The sequence below is a fragment of the Pontimonas sp. genome, from assembly GCF_031581085.1.
GTDB lineage: Bacteria > Actinomycetota > Actinomycetes > Actinomycetales > Microbacteriaceae > Pontimonas.
The window spans coordinates 24787-40153 of sequence record NZ_JAVLBO010000014.1; the positions used below are offsets into that span (position 1 = coordinate 24787).

The window sequence follows — 15367 nt, forward strand, 5'->3', positions numbered from 1 at the left end:
CTTAGGCGTGCAGGGCGGTGTTGAGGGTGACCCCGACGCCGCTGCGGGGCAGAACCTCGACGGCGCCCGTTTGAGAGTTTCGCCGGTAGAGCACACCGGAGACACCTGAGAGCTCACCGGCTTTGAGGGTGTGTGCCTCGCCGTCGGTCAAGACAGTCACTTTGGTTCCGGCCGTGACGTAGAGGCCTGCTTCCACGACACAATCATCACCGAGGGAAATGCCAATACCCGCGTTAGCCCCCAGTAGGCAGCGCTCGCCCAGAGACACGACTTGGGTGCCACCGCCGGAGAGGGTGCCCATAATGGACGCACCGCCGCCGATGTCAGATCCGGCGCCCACGACCACACCCTGGGAAATACGCCCCTCCACCATGGAAGAGCCGAGGGTGCCGGCGTTAAAGTTCACAAAGCCTTCGTGCATCACCGTGGTGCCGGGGGCCAAGTGGGCGCCCAGTCTCACCCGAGACGCATCGGCGATGCGCACCCCGGGAGGGCTGAAATAGTTCACCATCGGGGGAAACTTATCCACCCCGGTGATCTGCACCCCCGCCTGTCGAAGCGCTGCTGCTCGGGTGTTGGCCGTATCGGGGTGGATGGGGCCGTGGCTGGTGAACGCCGCAATGTTCAACACGCCAAAGAGACCCTCCAGGTTGATGGAGTTTGGCGGCACCAGCGTGTGCGAGAGCAAGTGCAGGCGCAGGTAGGCGTCGGGGACACTCTGTGGTTTTTCGCGAAGGTCGATACGAAGGCCGATGCCCGCGGTGTGAACACCGAGGAGGTCGTCGGTTCGCTCCTGGTGGGAAATGTCTTGGGGCAGAATGTGCGGGTCGAAACCACTCGGCGGCTCGCCCAGGGTGGGCTGTGGGAACCAGGTGTCCAACACGGTGTGATCGCTGGCGATGGTTTGGAGGCCATAACCCCAGGCGTGGTGGGTGCTCGGCGAAGAAGGCGACTCAGACATACCCACAAGGCTAGCTCGGTTCACCGCCGACTACACTCGAAGGGGTGTCGAGCGCGCGTAATCCCCAGGGGTCACCCTCCAGTGGTGTCGAACCCTTCGATGTGAGCGTCGGTGTTCTCGCTCTCGCTCAAGAACTCATCGCGATATCGTCTGTGTCCGGTGACGAACAACACCTCGCCGATCGTCTGGAGGCCACCCTGCAGGCGGCCTCGCACCTCGAGGTGATTCGACACGGCAACACCGTGGCCGCGCGCACGGCGCTCGGCCACGACACTCGAGTGATTATTGCCGGCCACATCGACACGGTTCCCCACGGCGGTGTGGGGCCGGTTCGCCTCGCCGATGGTCGTTTACACGGCCGCGGAAGCGTCGACATGAAATCTGCGGTGGCCAGCCAGCTCATTCTTGCCGCCCAGTTGGATGCCCCCCGGGTCGATGTCACCTGGATGTTTTACGACCAGGAAGAAGTCGATGCAGACCGAAACGGTCTCGGCCACTTCCACAGCGCCCATCCGGAATGGTTTGTTGCCGACGCCGCCGTATTAGGAGAGCCGTCGCTGGGCGGTGTCGAGGGTGGGTGCAACGGCACGATGCGCGCCGACATCAGACGCCACGGTGTCGCCGCCCATTCGGCGAGACCGTGGCGCGGTGATAACGCCATCCACCAGTTGGCGGCCCCTCTGGGGATCCTGGCCGCCTACGAACCAGAGACTCGCGTCGTGGAGGGCTTGGCCTACCGGGAGAGCCTCAACGCCGTGAAAGTCCGCGGCGGTATCGCCGGAAACGTGATTCCCGATAGTGCCACGCTGACGGTCAATTACCGCTTCGCGCCCGATCGGAGCGTCGAGCAGGCCGAGGAGTTCCTGCGGGAGATGTTTCCCGGCAGCGAGCTGGTCGTGGTCGATCAGTCGCCGGGGGCGAGGCCCGGGCTCGATATCCCCATCGTGGAGGCACTGGTGGCCGCCAGCGGGCGCGAGGTGGGCCCCAAATACGGCTGGACCGATGTGGCGCGTTTTTCCCAGTTGGGCATCCCGGCGGTCAATTTTGGCCCGGGCGATGGCGGCCTTGCCCACTCCGACGACGAATCGGTGGAGGTTTCCGAAATCGAGCACACCCACCAGGTATTACACAACTGGCTCAATTCCTAGCTCGGTTGGTCCTTACTCCCGTTTCCAGGGATAATAGAGGCTGAGGATTCGGGTGACAGAGGAGAAGTGAAAATGGCCGCGATGAAGCCCCGCACCGGGGATGGACCCATGGAAGCTGTCCGAGAGGGCAGGCTCATTATCGTGAAGGTTCCCCTGGAGGGTGGTGGCCGGCTGGTGGTGTCGGTCAACGACCAGGAAGCGACTGAACTGCGCGACGCCTTAAACGGCACAGTGAAGTAACCTCCGCTAAATCACACCCCACTGAAGTAAGCCCGGTATCGCTGGCGGCGCCACGCATGCGCCGGATGTTCTCCGCGCCGGTGGACGTGTTCACACCGTGTTGTCGGGGTGTACCTGGGCCCACAGCAGCCCTTCAGCCATCGGCAGGAGGGTGTGGGTGACTCGGTCGTCCTGGGCCACCATTTTCACCACCGCGCGCATTGCCGTGACGCGGGGCTCGCGGGAGGCCGCATCGGCAATGGCACCACCGGCGAGGGCCCTGGTGATCAGGATGGAGCCGCCCGGTCGACACAGGGCGACGGCGTCGCCGAAGCAGGCCTCCACGTCGCCGGCGGGGACGTCAAAGACCACCAGGTCGTAAGAGTTTTCGTTCATTTTGCCTAAGACGTCTTGCGCACGCTCGGTAATCAGACGAAGCGAGGAGGTCTCGAGCCCGACCTGGGGCAATAGTTCGCGCAGGGTGACGTGGTGGTCGGCTTCGCTATCGATGCTGGTGATGTGGGCATCGGGTGTGGCCTCTGCCAGGCGCATGGTGGTCACCCCCACACCGGTTCCCACTTCGATAATGCTGCGGGCCGCCACGGCGCGTGCAATGGCCGCAATACTCGATCCCAGGGTTCGACTAATCGCCTGGATGCCCTGTTCGGTCGAGGCCTCCTGAAGGTAGGCGACGTCTTCCGAATCGGTTAAGTAGTCGTTACTAAAGCGGTGGATGAGGTCCCAGTCCGACACCGGTCACCTCCCTCTCGGCTTTGCGCTGTGGCTGAAATCAGCCTAGGACACCGCAGAGCTCAGGCGACTATTGTGGGCACGTGTCCTTCGGATTGACCTTTGAAAAGCTGCTGCTGATCGGCCTGATTGCCGTGTTCCTGATCGGCCCCGACCGGTTGCCCGCCTATTCGGCCAAGCTGGCCCGCCTGATTCGATCGCTCCGGGACATGGCAAGCGGTGCGAAAGACCGGCTGAGAGAAGAAATGGGTCCCGATTTTGATGAGGTCCAGTGGAAAAAACTAGACCCCCGGCAGTATGACCCGCGCCGAATCGTCCGCGACGCCCTGTCCGATTCCCCCGAGACAACACCCCCCGGGCCAGTCCTCCCGGCCTCTGTCTCGCCCTCGAGCCCACCGGAGCAGGCACCGCCCTACGCCCCGCCCCACGCCCCGCCCCACTCTCCGCGGCGCACGCCGGCCGCGTTTGACCCAGAAGCGATCTAACTAGCGGCCATCTACGCCCTCGCGGGTGCTTTGGCGGGTTTTCTGGCCGGGCTTAGCGGGGTTTAGCGGGGTTTAGCGCGGGGAGACGGGAAGCGGGGTTCCCACCCTCGAGTCTCTCGTCGCCTGGAGTGCGGCGAAGGCCTCGCCCAGGGCGATTGCCGCCGGGTCGTCGGGGTGCTGTGACACGAGTGGTGTGCCGGCATCTCCGGCTTTCCTCAGTGGAACCGAGAGCGGAATTTGGCCGAGAAGGGGAACCTCGAGGGCGGCCGCGACCTGTGCTCCACCGCCCTCACCGAAAAGGTCCAGCGCGGTGCCATCGGGCAGGACACCGGCCGACATTGTCTCGATCACTCCGACAACTTTTTGGCCCGTTTGTCTAGCGACCAAGCCGGAGCGGACCGCCACGTCGGCGGCACCCGCCTGCGGGGTGGTCACCACAACGACCTCGCTGTGGGGGAGTAATTGACCCACCGAAATGGCGACATCACCCGTGCCGGGGGGAAGATCCAACAGCAGCAGATCGAGATCGCCGAAAAACACGTCGCTCAAAAACTGGTTGACCGTGCGGTGGAGCATGGGACCGCGCCAACTCACCGGTGTGCCCTGGTCGACAAACATGCCAATCGACATCAGTTTCACCTCACCGGCGACGGGCGGCAGGATCATGTCGTCTAGTCGGGTGGGTTTGACCCCTTCGATCCCAAACAGTGCCGGTTGACTAAAGCCAAATACGTCGGCGTCGATGACGCCCACCCGAAGACCGCTGTTGGCGGCCGCCTCGGCGAGGTTTGCGGTGATCGTGGATTTACCGACCCCTCCCTTACCGCTGGTGACCGCGATAATCCGGGTGAGAGTATCGGGGCCAAACTGTTGCGCGGGCGACTTATCGCCGCGCAACCGGGTAATCAGTGCGGCTCGTCGGGCCGGATCCATGACGGTCAGTTCGACGTGGACGGGAATGTCTCCGGCGACTTCAGTGACGGCAGTCCAGACGTCGTCGTGGATGCGGTCGGAGGCGGGGCAGCCCACGATGGTCAACGCGATGGTGACGCGAATGGTCTCCGGTGACACGTCAATCGAATCGACCATGTCCAATTCGGTCAGTGGTCGCCGCAGTTCAGGGTCGATGACGGTGTCAATTGCGCGGCGTACGCCCTCGACATCCGGACTCATCGTGCCTCCCGCCTTGATTGATACCGCGACGTGTCGTGTACACGGTGAGACGATTGTGAAAAAGCTTAGTCGTTGGGGTGTGAGAATAGTCTGGTGGCCCAATCTTCCCGTAGCCAACAACTCAACCAGCTCGCCACGATGCCCGCTGGTGAAGAACTCGCGCGCTATAAAACCTACCCGGAGGCGAAGAAACTCATTGACGCCCTCCTGGAGGGAGGGCTGCCGCCTCGGAGCCTCTCGGTGGTGGGGGAGGGGCTTTCCTCAGTCGAGCGGGTGACCGCCCGCTACGGGCACGGCCGCGCCGCGCTCTCTTCCGCCCTCACCGGCTCCTGGGTGGGGCTCTTCGTGGGGCTGATTGTGGTGACCCTCGGGGTGGACATGAGTCTGGCGCCCATTGCCGCAGGGATTGTTATCGGAGCGGGACTCGGAATGATCATCGGCATGGCCCTGTATAGCGCGCAGCGGGCCGGTCGTCCCACTTTCCGCTCGATGCATCAGATCATTGCCACCGACTATGTGGTCGTTGTCGAGTCCGAACACCACGGAAAGGCCAAACGCATCGTGCAGGAGCTCCCGGGAGGGTGACATGGCCGAGGAGCAGGAACCGACGGATCTGAGCCTCACCGGTGCGTTGAACCTGGGCAATTTGGGACCCGTCGCCCAGTGGTTGGAATCGAAAGCCGCGCACGAAATTGCCGAAGAACTGACTCGGCTGAACCCCGTCCAGTCGGCGGTGGTCTGGCGCATGTTGCCGCGCGATACCGCACTGGAGATTTTTGAAGAGCTCGATAGTTTCCAGCAGCAACAGTTGCTCTCGGGGATGCGCGACCAGGCGTTTAGTGAACTGGTGGAAGAAATGGACCCCGACGATCGGGCGCGCCTCCTGGGCGAAGCCCCCGCCGGGTTTGTCCGCCGGGTCCTCGCCGGCTTGAGCCACAAAGAGCGCAACATGACCGCCTCACTGCTGGGCTTCCCGGAAGGCTCGGTCGGTCGGGTAATGAGCCCCGAAGTGGTAACCGTCGCCGAATCGACCAAAATTTCTGACGTGTTGGATGTGGTGCGAACAAAAGGCTCCGATGCGGAAACCATCGACCTGCTGGCCATCGTGGATCGCTCGCGCACCCTGGTGGGCGTTGTGGGCCTCAGCCACGTCGTGCTGGGTGACCCCGAGTTGAGGGTCGGCGAAATCGCCGACCACGGCGCCCCCACCATCGATGTCACCGAAGACGCCGAAAAGGCGGCTCGGTTGGTTCAGGAGACAAACCGGCTGGGTCTGATGGTCGTCGACAGCGAAAACCGGGTCCTCGGGGTGCTCACCGTGGATGACGCCCTCGAAGTCATCGAAGCGGCCGACACCGAAGACGTCGCCCGCCAGGCCGGTGCGCTTCCCTCCAGCGCCCACTACCTCTCCGACAGTGTGGTGCGCCTGGCGAGACTGCGAGTGTTTTGGCTCGCCATTTTGATGTCGGCGGCCACCATCACCGTGTGGGTGATGGGCCTGTTCGAATCGGCGCTGGAAGAAATCACGGCCCTGGCGCTATTCATACCGCTGCTGGTGGGCACCGGCGGAAACATTGGTGCCCAGGCGGCCACCAGTGCCGTGCGCGCCGTGGCGGTCGGTGAAGTGCGCCCCAGCGACGCCTGGCGGGTCGCTTGGCGTGAATCCCGGGTCGGGCTGTTGCTGGGTATCGCGTTGGGCGCGCTCGGCTTTGGCGCCGGGTGGTGGGTGGCCGGCCTGCCCGTCGCCCTCACGGTGGGGCTCTCCATCGTGTTGATTGCGGTGTGGGCGACGACGGTGGGATCGACGATGCCGCTGGCCGCGCAGGCGTTAAAAATCGACCCGGCGGTCATTTCTGTCCCCCTGGTGACCACACTCGTGGATACCAGCGGGCTCTTGATTTACTTCCTCGTGGCCGGCGCAATCCTCTCGATTTAGCGCCCGGGGTTTGAGCGCCCGAGCGGTGTTACGGGGTGTTCTCTGCCACCCACGCTTCGACCTCGTCGGCCGTGCGGGGGATCGCCGCGGAGAGGTTGATGGCGCCGGTTTCTGTGACCAGGATGTTGTCCTCGATGCGCACCCCAATGCCCCGCCATTCGGCGGGGACGGTGAGATCATCGGGTTGGAAATACAGCCCCGGTTCGATGGTGAAGACCATCCCGGGGCGAAGCTCCTGGTCGACGTAGAGTTCGCGCCGGGCTTTTTGGCAGTCGTGCACATCGAGGCCCAGGTGGTGACTGGTGCCGTGAATCATGTAGCGCCGGTGCCAACCGGCGTCCTTCTCCAGTGATTCCTGGGCACTGCCGGGAAGAAAACCCCAGGCGGCGGTGTGGGCGGCGATGACTTCCATGGCGGCGTCGTGGATGGCGCGAAACGCGACCCCCGGTCGGACGACGGCCAGTGCGTGGTCGGCGGCCTCCAACACGGCCTCGTACACTTCGCGCTGGCGGGGGCTAAACCGCCCGGAGACGGGCAGCGTTCGGGTGATATCGGCGGTGTAGAGCGAATCGAGTTCCACACCGGCGTCGACCAGCAACAGGTCTTCACCGCCCACCGGGCCGTCATTTCGCACCCAGTGCAAAATGCAGGCGTGCGGGCCACTGGCGGCAATCGTGGAGTAACCGACGTCGTGTCCCTCCAACCGAGCCCTCCGGGCAAAAGCGGATTCGATGACCCGTTCACCGCGGGCTGAGCCGGCGGCGTCGGGCAGTGCTCGGATGATGTCGACAAAGCCCCGGTGGGTCGCGTCGATCGCGAGTCGCATTTGGCCCTGCTCGTACTCGTCTTTCACGAAACGCAGTTCGGCTAAGTGCTGACCGAGGATCGAATCGGCCGTGTCCAACACACCAGCCCGATCTTCGCCCAGCACCGCCGTGCGGCGGTGCTGGAGGTGAAGACTGAAGGTGTCATCTGCTTCCGGGAGCACCACGGTGTGAGCAATATCCCCGTCGCCCACGCCCGACCACGACTCCAGCGGCCGGACCTCGAGGCCGAGGCGGGTGGCAATATCGTCCAGGTGTGGCCTAGGCCCCGTCCAGAATTCGCCGATCGCCGGATTGGCGTAGAACTCATCCGTATCGCGACCGGCAGGCCCCCTGGCATACAACACCGCGGGGGCCGTGCTCGCACTCGCGTCAATCACCAGCACGCTGCCGGGCACAGTGTCTGAGCCCCACCCGGTGAGGTGGGTAAACGCCGAATGCGGCCGGTAGGGATAATCCGTGTCGTTGGATCTTCTCGACTCGGGCCCCGCAGGAATGACCAGCGTGTGACCGGCGAGCTCCTCGGGCAGTGAGTCGAGAAAACGCGCTCGCCTGGCGGCGGTGAAATCCGCGACGTCGCCACGCTCTGGCTCTTTCCGGGGGTGATCGTCCCACCCGGAGGAAATGAACTCGCGGAACGCGGCGCTCTCTGGTGTGCGAGAGCGCGGCGGTTTTTTACTCGAATCGGCCACAGCACCAGTGTGGCACCACCTGCTGGGCCAGTGTGGCCAGGCGGCCGGCACCCGCGGGCCTAACATGGAGGGGTGTCCGACGCGATTATTGACCTGCACGCGCACTCCCGGGCATCAGATGGTTCCGAAACACCCGCAGAAGTCATCGCACAGGCCCACGCCGCCGGGATTGACACCATCGCGTTGACCGACCACGACACCCTCTCCGGGTGGTCGCAAGCGCGCGAGGCGGCCCAACACTTTGGCGTGGGCTTTATTCCCGGTATTGAACTGAGTACCCAGGTGCTCGATGAGACCACCGGGTATGAACCCCACAGCATTCACCTGTTGGGCTACCTGGTCGACCCGGAACACCCGGACCTGGTCGACGAAATGGTGAAGATTCGCTCCCACCGCGATAACCGCCTGCAGATGATGGTGGACAAACTGGCCGCGGATTACCCCATCGACTGGCTCGAAGTGCGCGCCGTGATTCCTGAAGGCGCGACACCGGGGCGACCCCACATCGCCGAAGTGCTCATCGCCAAAGGCATCGTGGCGGATACCACCGAAGCGTTTTCGCACATTTTGGCCGGTGACGGGCCCTACCACGTGCCCCACTACGCCCCCCGATTGCAGCGAGGAATCGACATCATTCGCCGCGCCGGTGGTGTTCCCGTCCTCGCCCACCCGCTAAGCCGCGGAGGAAACCCCGCAACCGATGTCTCCGGCGAACACGACGAGGCGATTGCCCGCTACCAGCGCTGGGTCGATCACGGCCTGATGGGCGTCGAAATTGGCCACCGCGAAAACGACCCCGGCCTGACCCCCCAGCTGGAGGACGTGGCCCGGGAGCTGGGGCTTATCGTGACCGGCTCCAGTGACTACCACGGGTCAAAAAAACCCAACGTCTTGGGCGAGCACCGCACCAGTAGCACTCACCTCCAGCGCATTATCGACGCGGGGGTGGGAAGCAGCCCACTACTCGCCGCGCGAGGCTAACCCGGCAACAGGCTGTAGTGGCCACAGCCGAGCGACGCTGTGGCGGGTGAGGACTGAGTCGGTGACGAAGACTGGGTCGGTGACGAGGACTGGGTTGGTGACGAAGACTGGGTGGGTATTTAGGACTGGGGCGGTGAGCTTTTTCGCCTGCGCCGTCTCGGTGGCCTCGCGGGACGATCACCCGGAGCCTCCGTGGAACCACCGCTGGTCTGGTTCGTACGAGTTGACGCGCCACCCGCAGACTGCTGGCCGCGCTGTCCGCCCCGGTCTCCACCACGGCTGCCACCCCGGCTGCCGCCCGAGCGCTGCTCGCCGGCGCGTTTTTCCCGGTTGGGAATGGGTGTGGGGGTGAGTCGGCCCTTGGTTCCCGCTTCGATGTTCATATCGCTAAAGAGGTGATCGGAGGAGGAATAGGTCTCCTGCGGCTCGGGGATGCCCATTTCCAGCGCGCGGTTAATCAGCGCCCACTTGTGCAGGTCGTCCCAGTCCACAAAGGTCACGGCGATGCCGGTCTTATTGGCCCGGCCCGTGCGCCCCACCCGGTGCAGGTAGGCCTTGTCGTCTTCGGGGATGGTGTGATTGATCACGTGAGTGACGTCGTCGACATCGACGCCGCGGGCCGCGACATCGGTGGCGATCAGGATGTCTTTCTTTCCGGCGCGAAACGCCACCATGGCGCGCTCGCGGGCGTCCTGGCTTAAGTCACCGTGGACTGCTGCCGCCGGGAATCCCCGGTCGGTGAGTTCTTCGACCAGGCGAGCCGCCCCGCGTTTGGTGCGGGTGAAAATGATGGTTTTGCCACGCCCTTCGGCCTGCAAAATGCGGCCGATGATTTCGTCTTTATCCAGTTGGTGCGCGCGGTAGACAAAGTGTTTGATGTTGGCCTGCGCCAGGGTCTCTTCCGGATCGTGGGCGCGGATATGAAGCGGTTTCGTCATGAAGCGCCTCGCCAGTGTGAGCACCGGTCCGGGCATGGTCGCCGAAAACAGCATCGTGTGGCGAAGCTGTTGGGTGTAGGAAAAGAGTCGCTCCACATCGGGCAGGAAGCCCAAGTCCAACATTTTGTCGGCTTCGTCCAGGACCATCACTTCGACGTCGGCGATGGAGAGTTTGCGCTGCGAGATGAGGTCCAACAGTCGCCCGGGTGTTCCCACAATGACTTGGGCGCCATCGTCGATTTGTTCGATCTGACCCTCGTAGGCTTTGCCGCCATAAATCGCGGCGACTTGGGTGGCCCGGTTCGACGAGGCCACTTCGAGGTCTTCGGCGACCTGAATGCACAGCTCGCGAGTGGGGACTACCACGAGGGCTTTGACGCCGGGGGCTGGCTCAGTGCCCAGTTTTTGGAGCAGTGGGAGGCCAAACCCGAGGGTTTTACCGGTTCCGGTGCGGGCTTGGCCGATGATGTCTTGGCCAGAAAGCGCGACGGGAATGGTTTGTTCTTGAATGGGAAAAGGGGTCTCGATTCCCTCCTGACGGAGGGCCTCGACCATGTCCGGCTCAATGCCGAGGTCGGAAAAACTCACTAGTTGACAGATTCACTTTCATTAATTGATGTGGCCTCAGTCTACCCGCCAAACCCTCCTCTCGGGCAGGTAGTGGCCATCCGGACTATCCTGGCCGGATGAGATGGCGCTTTTGGGAGCGAAAAAAGCCCTCCCCGCAGTGGAAAGTGCGATCACGGGCCCACCGCAAGAGCGCCAGCCGGCTCGATCTGACCGCCTTGGTCCCCACCGCGGCGGACCTCCTCGCCCACGCCAGTGCCAGTGCGCTACTCATTGCCGGTGAATACGCCAGAGCCGCGAGGGAAGCGTGGTCGGCGACCGACCGCGACGAACTGGTGCGAGCAGAAGCCAGTATTCTCTCGCGCTATGAGACCCTCCGGGGCCTGCTCGCCGAATACACCCCCGACCCGATCGAGGCCATGGCCGAGCCACTCGAGCGCCAAGGCGACGCACTGCGGGAGATGACCGCGGATGCCTGGTACGAGCGGGTCGCCACCTGTTACGTCGTGGGCGGGTTTCTCAGCGATTTCTATCGCATCGTCGCCGGGGGCCTGCCCTCCGGCATTGGCCACACAATCATTCAGACCGTCGACGCGAGTGAACCAGAGGAGCTGGTCGCGGGAGTACTGGCGCGCATCATCGCCGTCGATGACGCCCACGCGTCCAGGCTCAGCCTGTGGTCGAGGCGGGTGGTGGGAGACACGATGCTGATCGCGCGCAGTGTCCTTCGAGGAGACACCGACCCGTCGCGCTCCGCAGAGCTCTACGAGCCGATCTTCACCGACGTGTTGACCGAGCACACCAGACGACTCGACGCCCTAGGCCTCACGGCCTAAGACACCGCTGCGAGAGGGCACAATGCTGGGCTGAGTGGTCCGTCGCGCAGAGCAGTTAGCGGCGAGCGGGCTCTTCGGGGATCGGTGCACCCGGCGCGGTCAGTTCGGCCAACAGCGCCGCATCGTCTGCGTCGCGCTTGCCGGGTAACCAGATGGCGACCGCTATGTGGGCGGCGGTGGAGCCCACGAGGGAAATAATCCACGGCCACACCGAGCGGGGCTCCAAGCCGAGCCACATGGCAATGACAAAGAGCAGAGTGGCGAGGCCCACCTGCAGGGCGGGCAGCGCAATCATGCCGTGGCGGTTTCGCCCGGGCACGGTGTATCTCACCGCGGCACCAATGAGCGCCGCGAAGGTAAAGACGAGGACCAGTTCCATGGCTCGCCGGCTTACGGCGCGAAGCCGACTTTGCGGGCGGACTCGGTCACCATTTCGATGTAGGCGAGGGTGGAGACCGGAACAAGGTACACGTGTCCCTTCTGGTCCTCCAGCCGCACGATGCCGTCATCGCCTTTGGCGAGTTGAGCGGCGATGTCTTTTTCGACATCGGCCGCTTTTTTGTCCGTCTCGAAACTCAGTTCACGGGTTGAGTGGGTGATACCAATACGAATTTCCACCCTCGTATCGTACGACAGTCAGTGCTGGGCTTTAGCCTAAAAGGCATGAGCGAGAATCTGGAGCTACCCGACGCGCTTGTTCAGGCGGGCCTCGGTGAGCCTCAAGTGGTTCTCGGCGCACCCGGTTCGGGTAAGTCGCGCCTCATTCGCGCTCGGGTGGCCCACCTCGTCGCCCAGGGGATCCACCCCGATCAGATTCGAGTGCTCACCCCCACCAGGACCCAAGCGACGAGTGTGCGAGACGAGTTGGGTGTGGCGCTGGCCACACCCACCAGGGGCGCCCTGGCGATGAGTGTTCAAGCCTTTTGTTTCTCCCTCGTGCGAGGCGACCAGGAAGCCAGGGGGTTAGATCCCTCCAAGCTGCGCTCCGGTGCCGATGTGGACCAGGACATCCGCGGGGTTCTCGACGAGCAGCGAGATAGCGGTGTGGGACCCCAGTGGCCCGAACACCTCAATCCGGCGGTGCGCTCAACCGAAGCGTTTCGGACGGAACTGCGCGAGCTCATCGCCCGACTCACCGAATGGGGTTTGGGCTCCGATGATGTGCGCAACTGGTCCTCGGTGCACCCGGCGTGGCCGGCAGTCGCCGATTTCCTCGACGACTACGAAAGGGTCATTGCCCGCTCGCGCCCCGATGAATATGACGCCGCGGAGCTTCTGCGCGTCGCGACCTCGCTGATCGAATCGTCGCCGAGCCCGCCAGACGGACTGCGGGTGGTGCTGTGTGACGACTTTCAGGACCTCTCACCCGCCGCCGGTGCCCTGGTGCACGCCCTCCACGACGCGGGGGTGCACGTGGGCATTTACGCCGATCCAGACCTCGCCGGTCAGACGTTTCGAGGAGCAGACCCGGAAGGGCCCATGCGGGTTGCCGACCTGCTCTCGACCACACCCCATATTCTCCCCGCGGTCTATCGCCACGGTCAGGCCCTGCGCGATGCGGTGGCCAGTATTACGGCACGAATAGGTACCGCGCGGGCTGGTTCCCAGCGCAAGGCGCGGTCGGTGGGTGCTGGCACACCCGAGGGCGAGGCGAGCCCGCTGATCGCGGTGCTGTCACCGAGCGCGGGTCGAGAAGCCCACGATATTGCCCGAATCCTTCTGGCTCGACACCGTGACCACGGGGTGGCCTTTTCTGACATGGCGATCGCCACCCGCAGAGCGTCGCATATTCCCCTGCTCGCTCACAGCCTGCAGCAGGCGGGTATCGATACGGAGCAGGACTACCGGGTGGGCCTTGGCGAACACCCGGCGAGTAGGGACCTGGTGGGTTGGGTGCTGGCCGCCCGAACCCCGGGGTGGCTCACACCCGAGCGCGCCACCGCGTTACTGGAGGGCCTCTACGGCGGCTTTGACTCCCGGCGGCTTCGACGCTTGGGCTCACTGCTGCGGGTGATCGATCAGGCCGAGGGGCAGAGTCGCCGGGGAATCGAGTCGATTATTGACGTCGTGGAATCCGGGGAGTATCCACCCCAGCTGCCGACGTCGTTTCACCGACCGCTGGATCGTATTCTTAGCGTCCTCGGTGCCATTCGCGCACTCCCCGAGGGGGCCTCGGCTGCCCTGGTGGTCTCTACGGCGTGGCAGGCCTGGGCGGTGGAGGACTCCTGGGTCGCTCGCGCCGGCGATCCCAGTCAACCGTCGCTGTTCCACCGCGAAGCACTGCATCAGGTCTCCGCGCTTCTGGCCACCGCGGAGCGCTTCGCCGAGCGACACCACGGGGTGAGCCCGGAAGCGTTTTTTGTGCGGGTACTCGATAACGACATCACCGAGGACGTCGTCGTCCAGAGCTCGCAGCGCACGGGGGTTCTCATTTCCACTCCAGCGGGTTTGGCGGGGGTGGAGTGCGACACCGTTGTGCTCCAGGGGTTAAACGACCACGTCTGGCCCAACACTCGCCTTCGGTGGTCGCTGTTGGGTGCACCCCTGGTCGCACGCGCGGTGCGGGGTCAACTGGATGAGTCAATCGACGATCAGCGCGTCGTGATCGATGACGAATTGCGGATGGCCGCCCTGGCGCTCTCGAGGGCGAGGCGGGCGGCAATGATTACCGCCGTCGAGTCTGATGACACCGGACCGAGCGCACTGTTTCGACTCCTCGCCGAATCAGCCCTCGAGGTCCCTTCGGATCCTGGTCCGCTGGGGTCAAGCCGCGAACTAGTCGGCCACTACCGATCCGAACTCGAGAGGACCCCTCCGGGTCGCGAGGACGAGTCGGCCGCCTCCGCACTCGCGATTCTCGCGACCCGCGAAGTGCCCGGTGCACACCCCAGTCAGTGGTGGGGGCTCGGCCCCATCACCAGTGACACCCCGCTCTATCAGGACACGGAGATCAGCCTTTCGCCCTCCCGCATAAGTGCTCTCGAGCAGTCACCCCTCGATTGGTTTCTCGACCGTGTCGCCCCCGATGAACACACCGCTGCGGTGGGTATTGGTTCGCTCATCCACTACGCCCTCGAACACGAACCCTGGGGCGATGAGGACACCCTCGCGGGCCTCGTAGAGGCCCGCTGGTCGGAGCTCGATTTTGATTCCTGGTGGGTGAGTAAAAGCGAAGCGTCGAAAGCGCGCGGCCTCGTCCACGCACTGGCCGCCTACCTGCGGGAGCGACGCGCTGAGGGCGCCGAGGTGGTGGCCATCGAAGCGGGTTTCCAGTTGCGCATCGACAACATCGTCGTGAACGGTTTGGTCGATCGCATCGAGCGCTCCGCCGACGGTGGCCTCGTGGTCGTGGATCTCAAAACGGGGCGGGCGATCACTAACCAGGAAGAAATCGCCTCACACCCCCAACTCCAGGTGTACCAGTTGGCGCTCGCCGACCCGGAGACCCGTGAAGCCTGGGCGGTGGAGGGCCCCAGTGAGGGTGCCTGGTTGCTCTACGTCAGCGGCGGTGTTCGCAAAAAGCCCTTCAGGGTCGCCGCCCAAGACCCCCTCGATGAGGAGGCCACCGCCACAAGCGTGGAGCGGATCCGCGCGGCCGGTCGGCAGATGGCGCAGTCTCGTTTCGTGGGGCCACGGGTGCTACCCGTCGCGGGTCGCAGCGTCTCCCGACACCGTTGGCAGCGGGTGGGGAGCGTCTGTGGTGACTAATTCACCGAAGGTCAGTGCGGAAGAGCTCTCTCGAGTCCTGGGGATTCACCCGCCCACAGCCGAACAAAAAGCCATTATCGAGGCCCCTCTCGAGGGGGTGTACCGGGTGGTGGCTGGGGCCGGATCGGGCAAAACCGAGACGATGGCCC

15 protein-coding genes are annotated in these 15367 nt (G+C 64.3%); 8 read left to right on the plus strand and 7 right to left on the minus strand.

The features are described from left to right. Position 1 precedes the first annotated feature (1 nt). Positions 2-961 (minus strand): 2,3,4,5-tetrahydropyridine-2,6-dicarboxylate N-succinyltransferase, encoded by a 960-nt coding sequence (gene dapD, locus RI518_RS05285; RefSeq protein WP_310671624.1) that lies wholly within the window; start codon positions 959-961, stop codon positions 2-4. Positions 962-1005: 44 nt separating this feature from the next. Here dapD and dapE point away from each other — a divergent pair, with 44 nt between their 5' ends. Then, complete coding sequence (gene dapE / locus RI518_RS05290; protein ID WP_310671625.1) at positions 1006-2109, plus strand: succinyl-diaminopimelate desuccinylase; 1104 nt, start codon at positions 1006-1008, stop codon at positions 2107-2109. Between the two features lie 72 nt (positions 2110-2181). Next, positions 2182-2349, plus strand: a complete 168-nt coding sequence (locus RI518_RS05295) for a DUF3117 domain-containing protein (RefSeq protein WP_310671667.1) — start codon at positions 2182-2184, stop codon at positions 2347-2349. A 90-nt stretch (positions 2350-2439) separates the two neighbouring features. Here the strand turns inward: RI518_RS05295 and RI518_RS05300 are convergent, their stop codons facing one another. Continuing rightward, on the minus strand, positions 2440-3081 hold the full coding sequence (locus RI518_RS05300) for a class I SAM-dependent methyltransferase (RefSeq protein WP_310671626.1): 642 nt from the start codon (positions 3079-3081) through the stop codon (positions 2440-2442). Between the two features lie 80 nt (positions 3082-3161). Between RI518_RS05300 and RI518_RS05305 the strand changes: the two genes are divergently transcribed. Further along, on the plus strand, positions 3162-3563 hold the full coding sequence (locus RI518_RS05305) for a Sec-independent protein translocase TatB (RefSeq protein ID WP_310689552.1): 402 nt from the start codon (positions 3162-3164) through the stop codon (positions 3561-3563). A gap of 72 nt (positions 3564-3635) precedes the next feature. On the opposite strand, the gene RI518_RS05310 is transcribed toward RI518_RS05305, so the two are convergent. After that, the gene (locus tag RI518_RS05310; protein WP_310671629.1) at positions 3636-4736 is read right to left on the minus strand and encodes a P-loop NTPase; all 1101 of its coding nucleotides are present in this window, start codon (positions 4734-4736) and stop codon (positions 3636-3638) included. Between the two features lie 93 nt (positions 4737-4829). Between RI518_RS05310 and RI518_RS05315 the strand changes: the two genes are divergently transcribed. Beyond that, complete coding sequence (locus tag RI518_RS05315) at positions 4830-5321, plus strand: general stress protein (RefSeq protein ID WP_310671630.1); 492 nt, start codon at positions 4830-4832, stop codon at positions 5319-5321. Between the two features lies 1 nt (position 5322). Then, complete coding sequence (mgtE, locus tag RI518_RS05320) at positions 5323-6672, plus strand: magnesium transporter (RefSeq protein WP_310689553.1); 1350 nt, start codon at positions 5323-5325, stop codon at positions 6670-6672. A 28-nt stretch (positions 6673-6700) separates the two neighbouring features. Here the strand turns inward: mgtE and RI518_RS05325 are convergent, their stop codons facing one another. Continuing rightward, complete coding sequence (locus RI518_RS05325) at positions 6701-8188, minus strand: aminopeptidase P family protein (RefSeq protein ID WP_310671632.1); 1488 nt, start codon at positions 8186-8188, stop codon at positions 6701-6703. A 72-nt stretch (positions 8189-8260) separates the two neighbouring features. Between RI518_RS05325 and RI518_RS05330 the strand changes: the two genes are divergently transcribed. Beyond that, positions 8261-9169 (plus strand): PHP domain-containing protein, encoded by a 909-nt coding sequence (locus RI518_RS05330; RefSeq protein ID WP_310671633.1) that lies wholly within the window; start codon positions 8261-8263, stop codon positions 9167-9169. Between the two features lie 119 nt (positions 9170-9288). On the opposite strand, the gene RI518_RS05335 is transcribed toward RI518_RS05330, so the two are convergent. Beyond that, positions 9289-10695: a DEAD/DEAH box helicase gene (locus RI518_RS05335; protein ID WP_310671634.1), complete on the minus strand. Its 1407-nt coding sequence runs from the start codon at positions 10693-10695 to the stop codon at positions 9289-9291. A 98-nt stretch (positions 10696-10793) separates the two neighbouring features. On the opposite strand from RI518_RS05335, the gene RI518_RS05340 reads away from it, so the two are divergent. Next, the gene (locus tag RI518_RS05340) at positions 10794-11510 is read left to right on the plus strand and encodes a ferritin-like fold-containing protein (RefSeq protein WP_310671635.1); all 717 of its coding nucleotides are present in this window, start codon (positions 10794-10796) and stop codon (positions 11508-11510) included. 55 nt (positions 11511-11565) lie between these two features. On the opposite strand, the gene RI518_RS05345 is transcribed toward RI518_RS05340, so the two are convergent. Further along, entirely contained in the window at positions 11566-11889 is a 324-nt protein-coding gene (locus RI518_RS05345) for a hypothetical protein (protein WP_310689554.1), read from the minus strand. Positions 11890-11900: 11 nt separating this feature from the next. Continuing rightward, complete coding sequence (locus tag RI518_RS05350) at positions 11901-12128, minus strand: DUF3107 domain-containing protein (RefSeq protein WP_310671637.1); 228 nt, start codon at positions 12126-12128, stop codon at positions 11901-11903. 45 nt (positions 12129-12173) lie between these two features. Here RI518_RS05350 and RI518_RS05355 point away from each other — a divergent pair, with 45 nt between their 5' ends. After that, positions 12174-15218, plus strand: coding sequence for an ATP-dependent DNA helicase (locus tag RI518_RS05355; RefSeq protein WP_310689555.1), 3045 nt, complete (start codon positions 12174-12176; stop codon positions 15216-15218). Positions 15219-15367 lie beyond the last annotated feature (149 nt).

Excerpts from the sequence above, each read along its gene's own strand:
- mgtE (WP_310689553.1), top strand. The coding sequence starts at position 5,323 with ATGGCCGAGGAGCAGGAACCGACGGATCTGAGCCTCACCGGTGCGTTG.
- RI518_RS05310 (WP_310671629.1), bottom strand. The coding sequence starts at position 4,736 with ATGAGTCCGGATGTCGAGGGCGTACGCCGCGCAATTGACACCGTCATC.
- RI518_RS05355 (WP_310689555.1), top strand. The coding sequence starts at position 12,174 with ATGAGCGAGAATCTGGAGCTACCCGACGCGCTTGTTCAGGCGGGCCTC.
- RI518_RS05340 (WP_310671635.1), top strand. The coding sequence starts at position 10,794 with ATGAGATGGCGCTTTTGGGAGCGAAAAAAGCCCTCCCCGCAGTGGAAA.
- RI518_RS05295 (WP_310671667.1), top strand. The coding sequence starts at position 2,182 with ATGGCCGCGATGAAGCCCCGCACCGGGGATGGACCCATGGAAGCTGTC.
- dapD (WP_310671624.1), bottom strand. The coding sequence starts at position 961 with ATGTCTGAGTCGCCTTCTTCGCCGAGCACCCACCACGCCTGGGGTTAT.
- RI518_RS05345 (WP_310689554.1), bottom strand. The coding sequence starts at position 11,889 with ATGGAACTGGTCCTCGTCTTTACCTTCGCGGCGCTCATTGGTGCCGCG.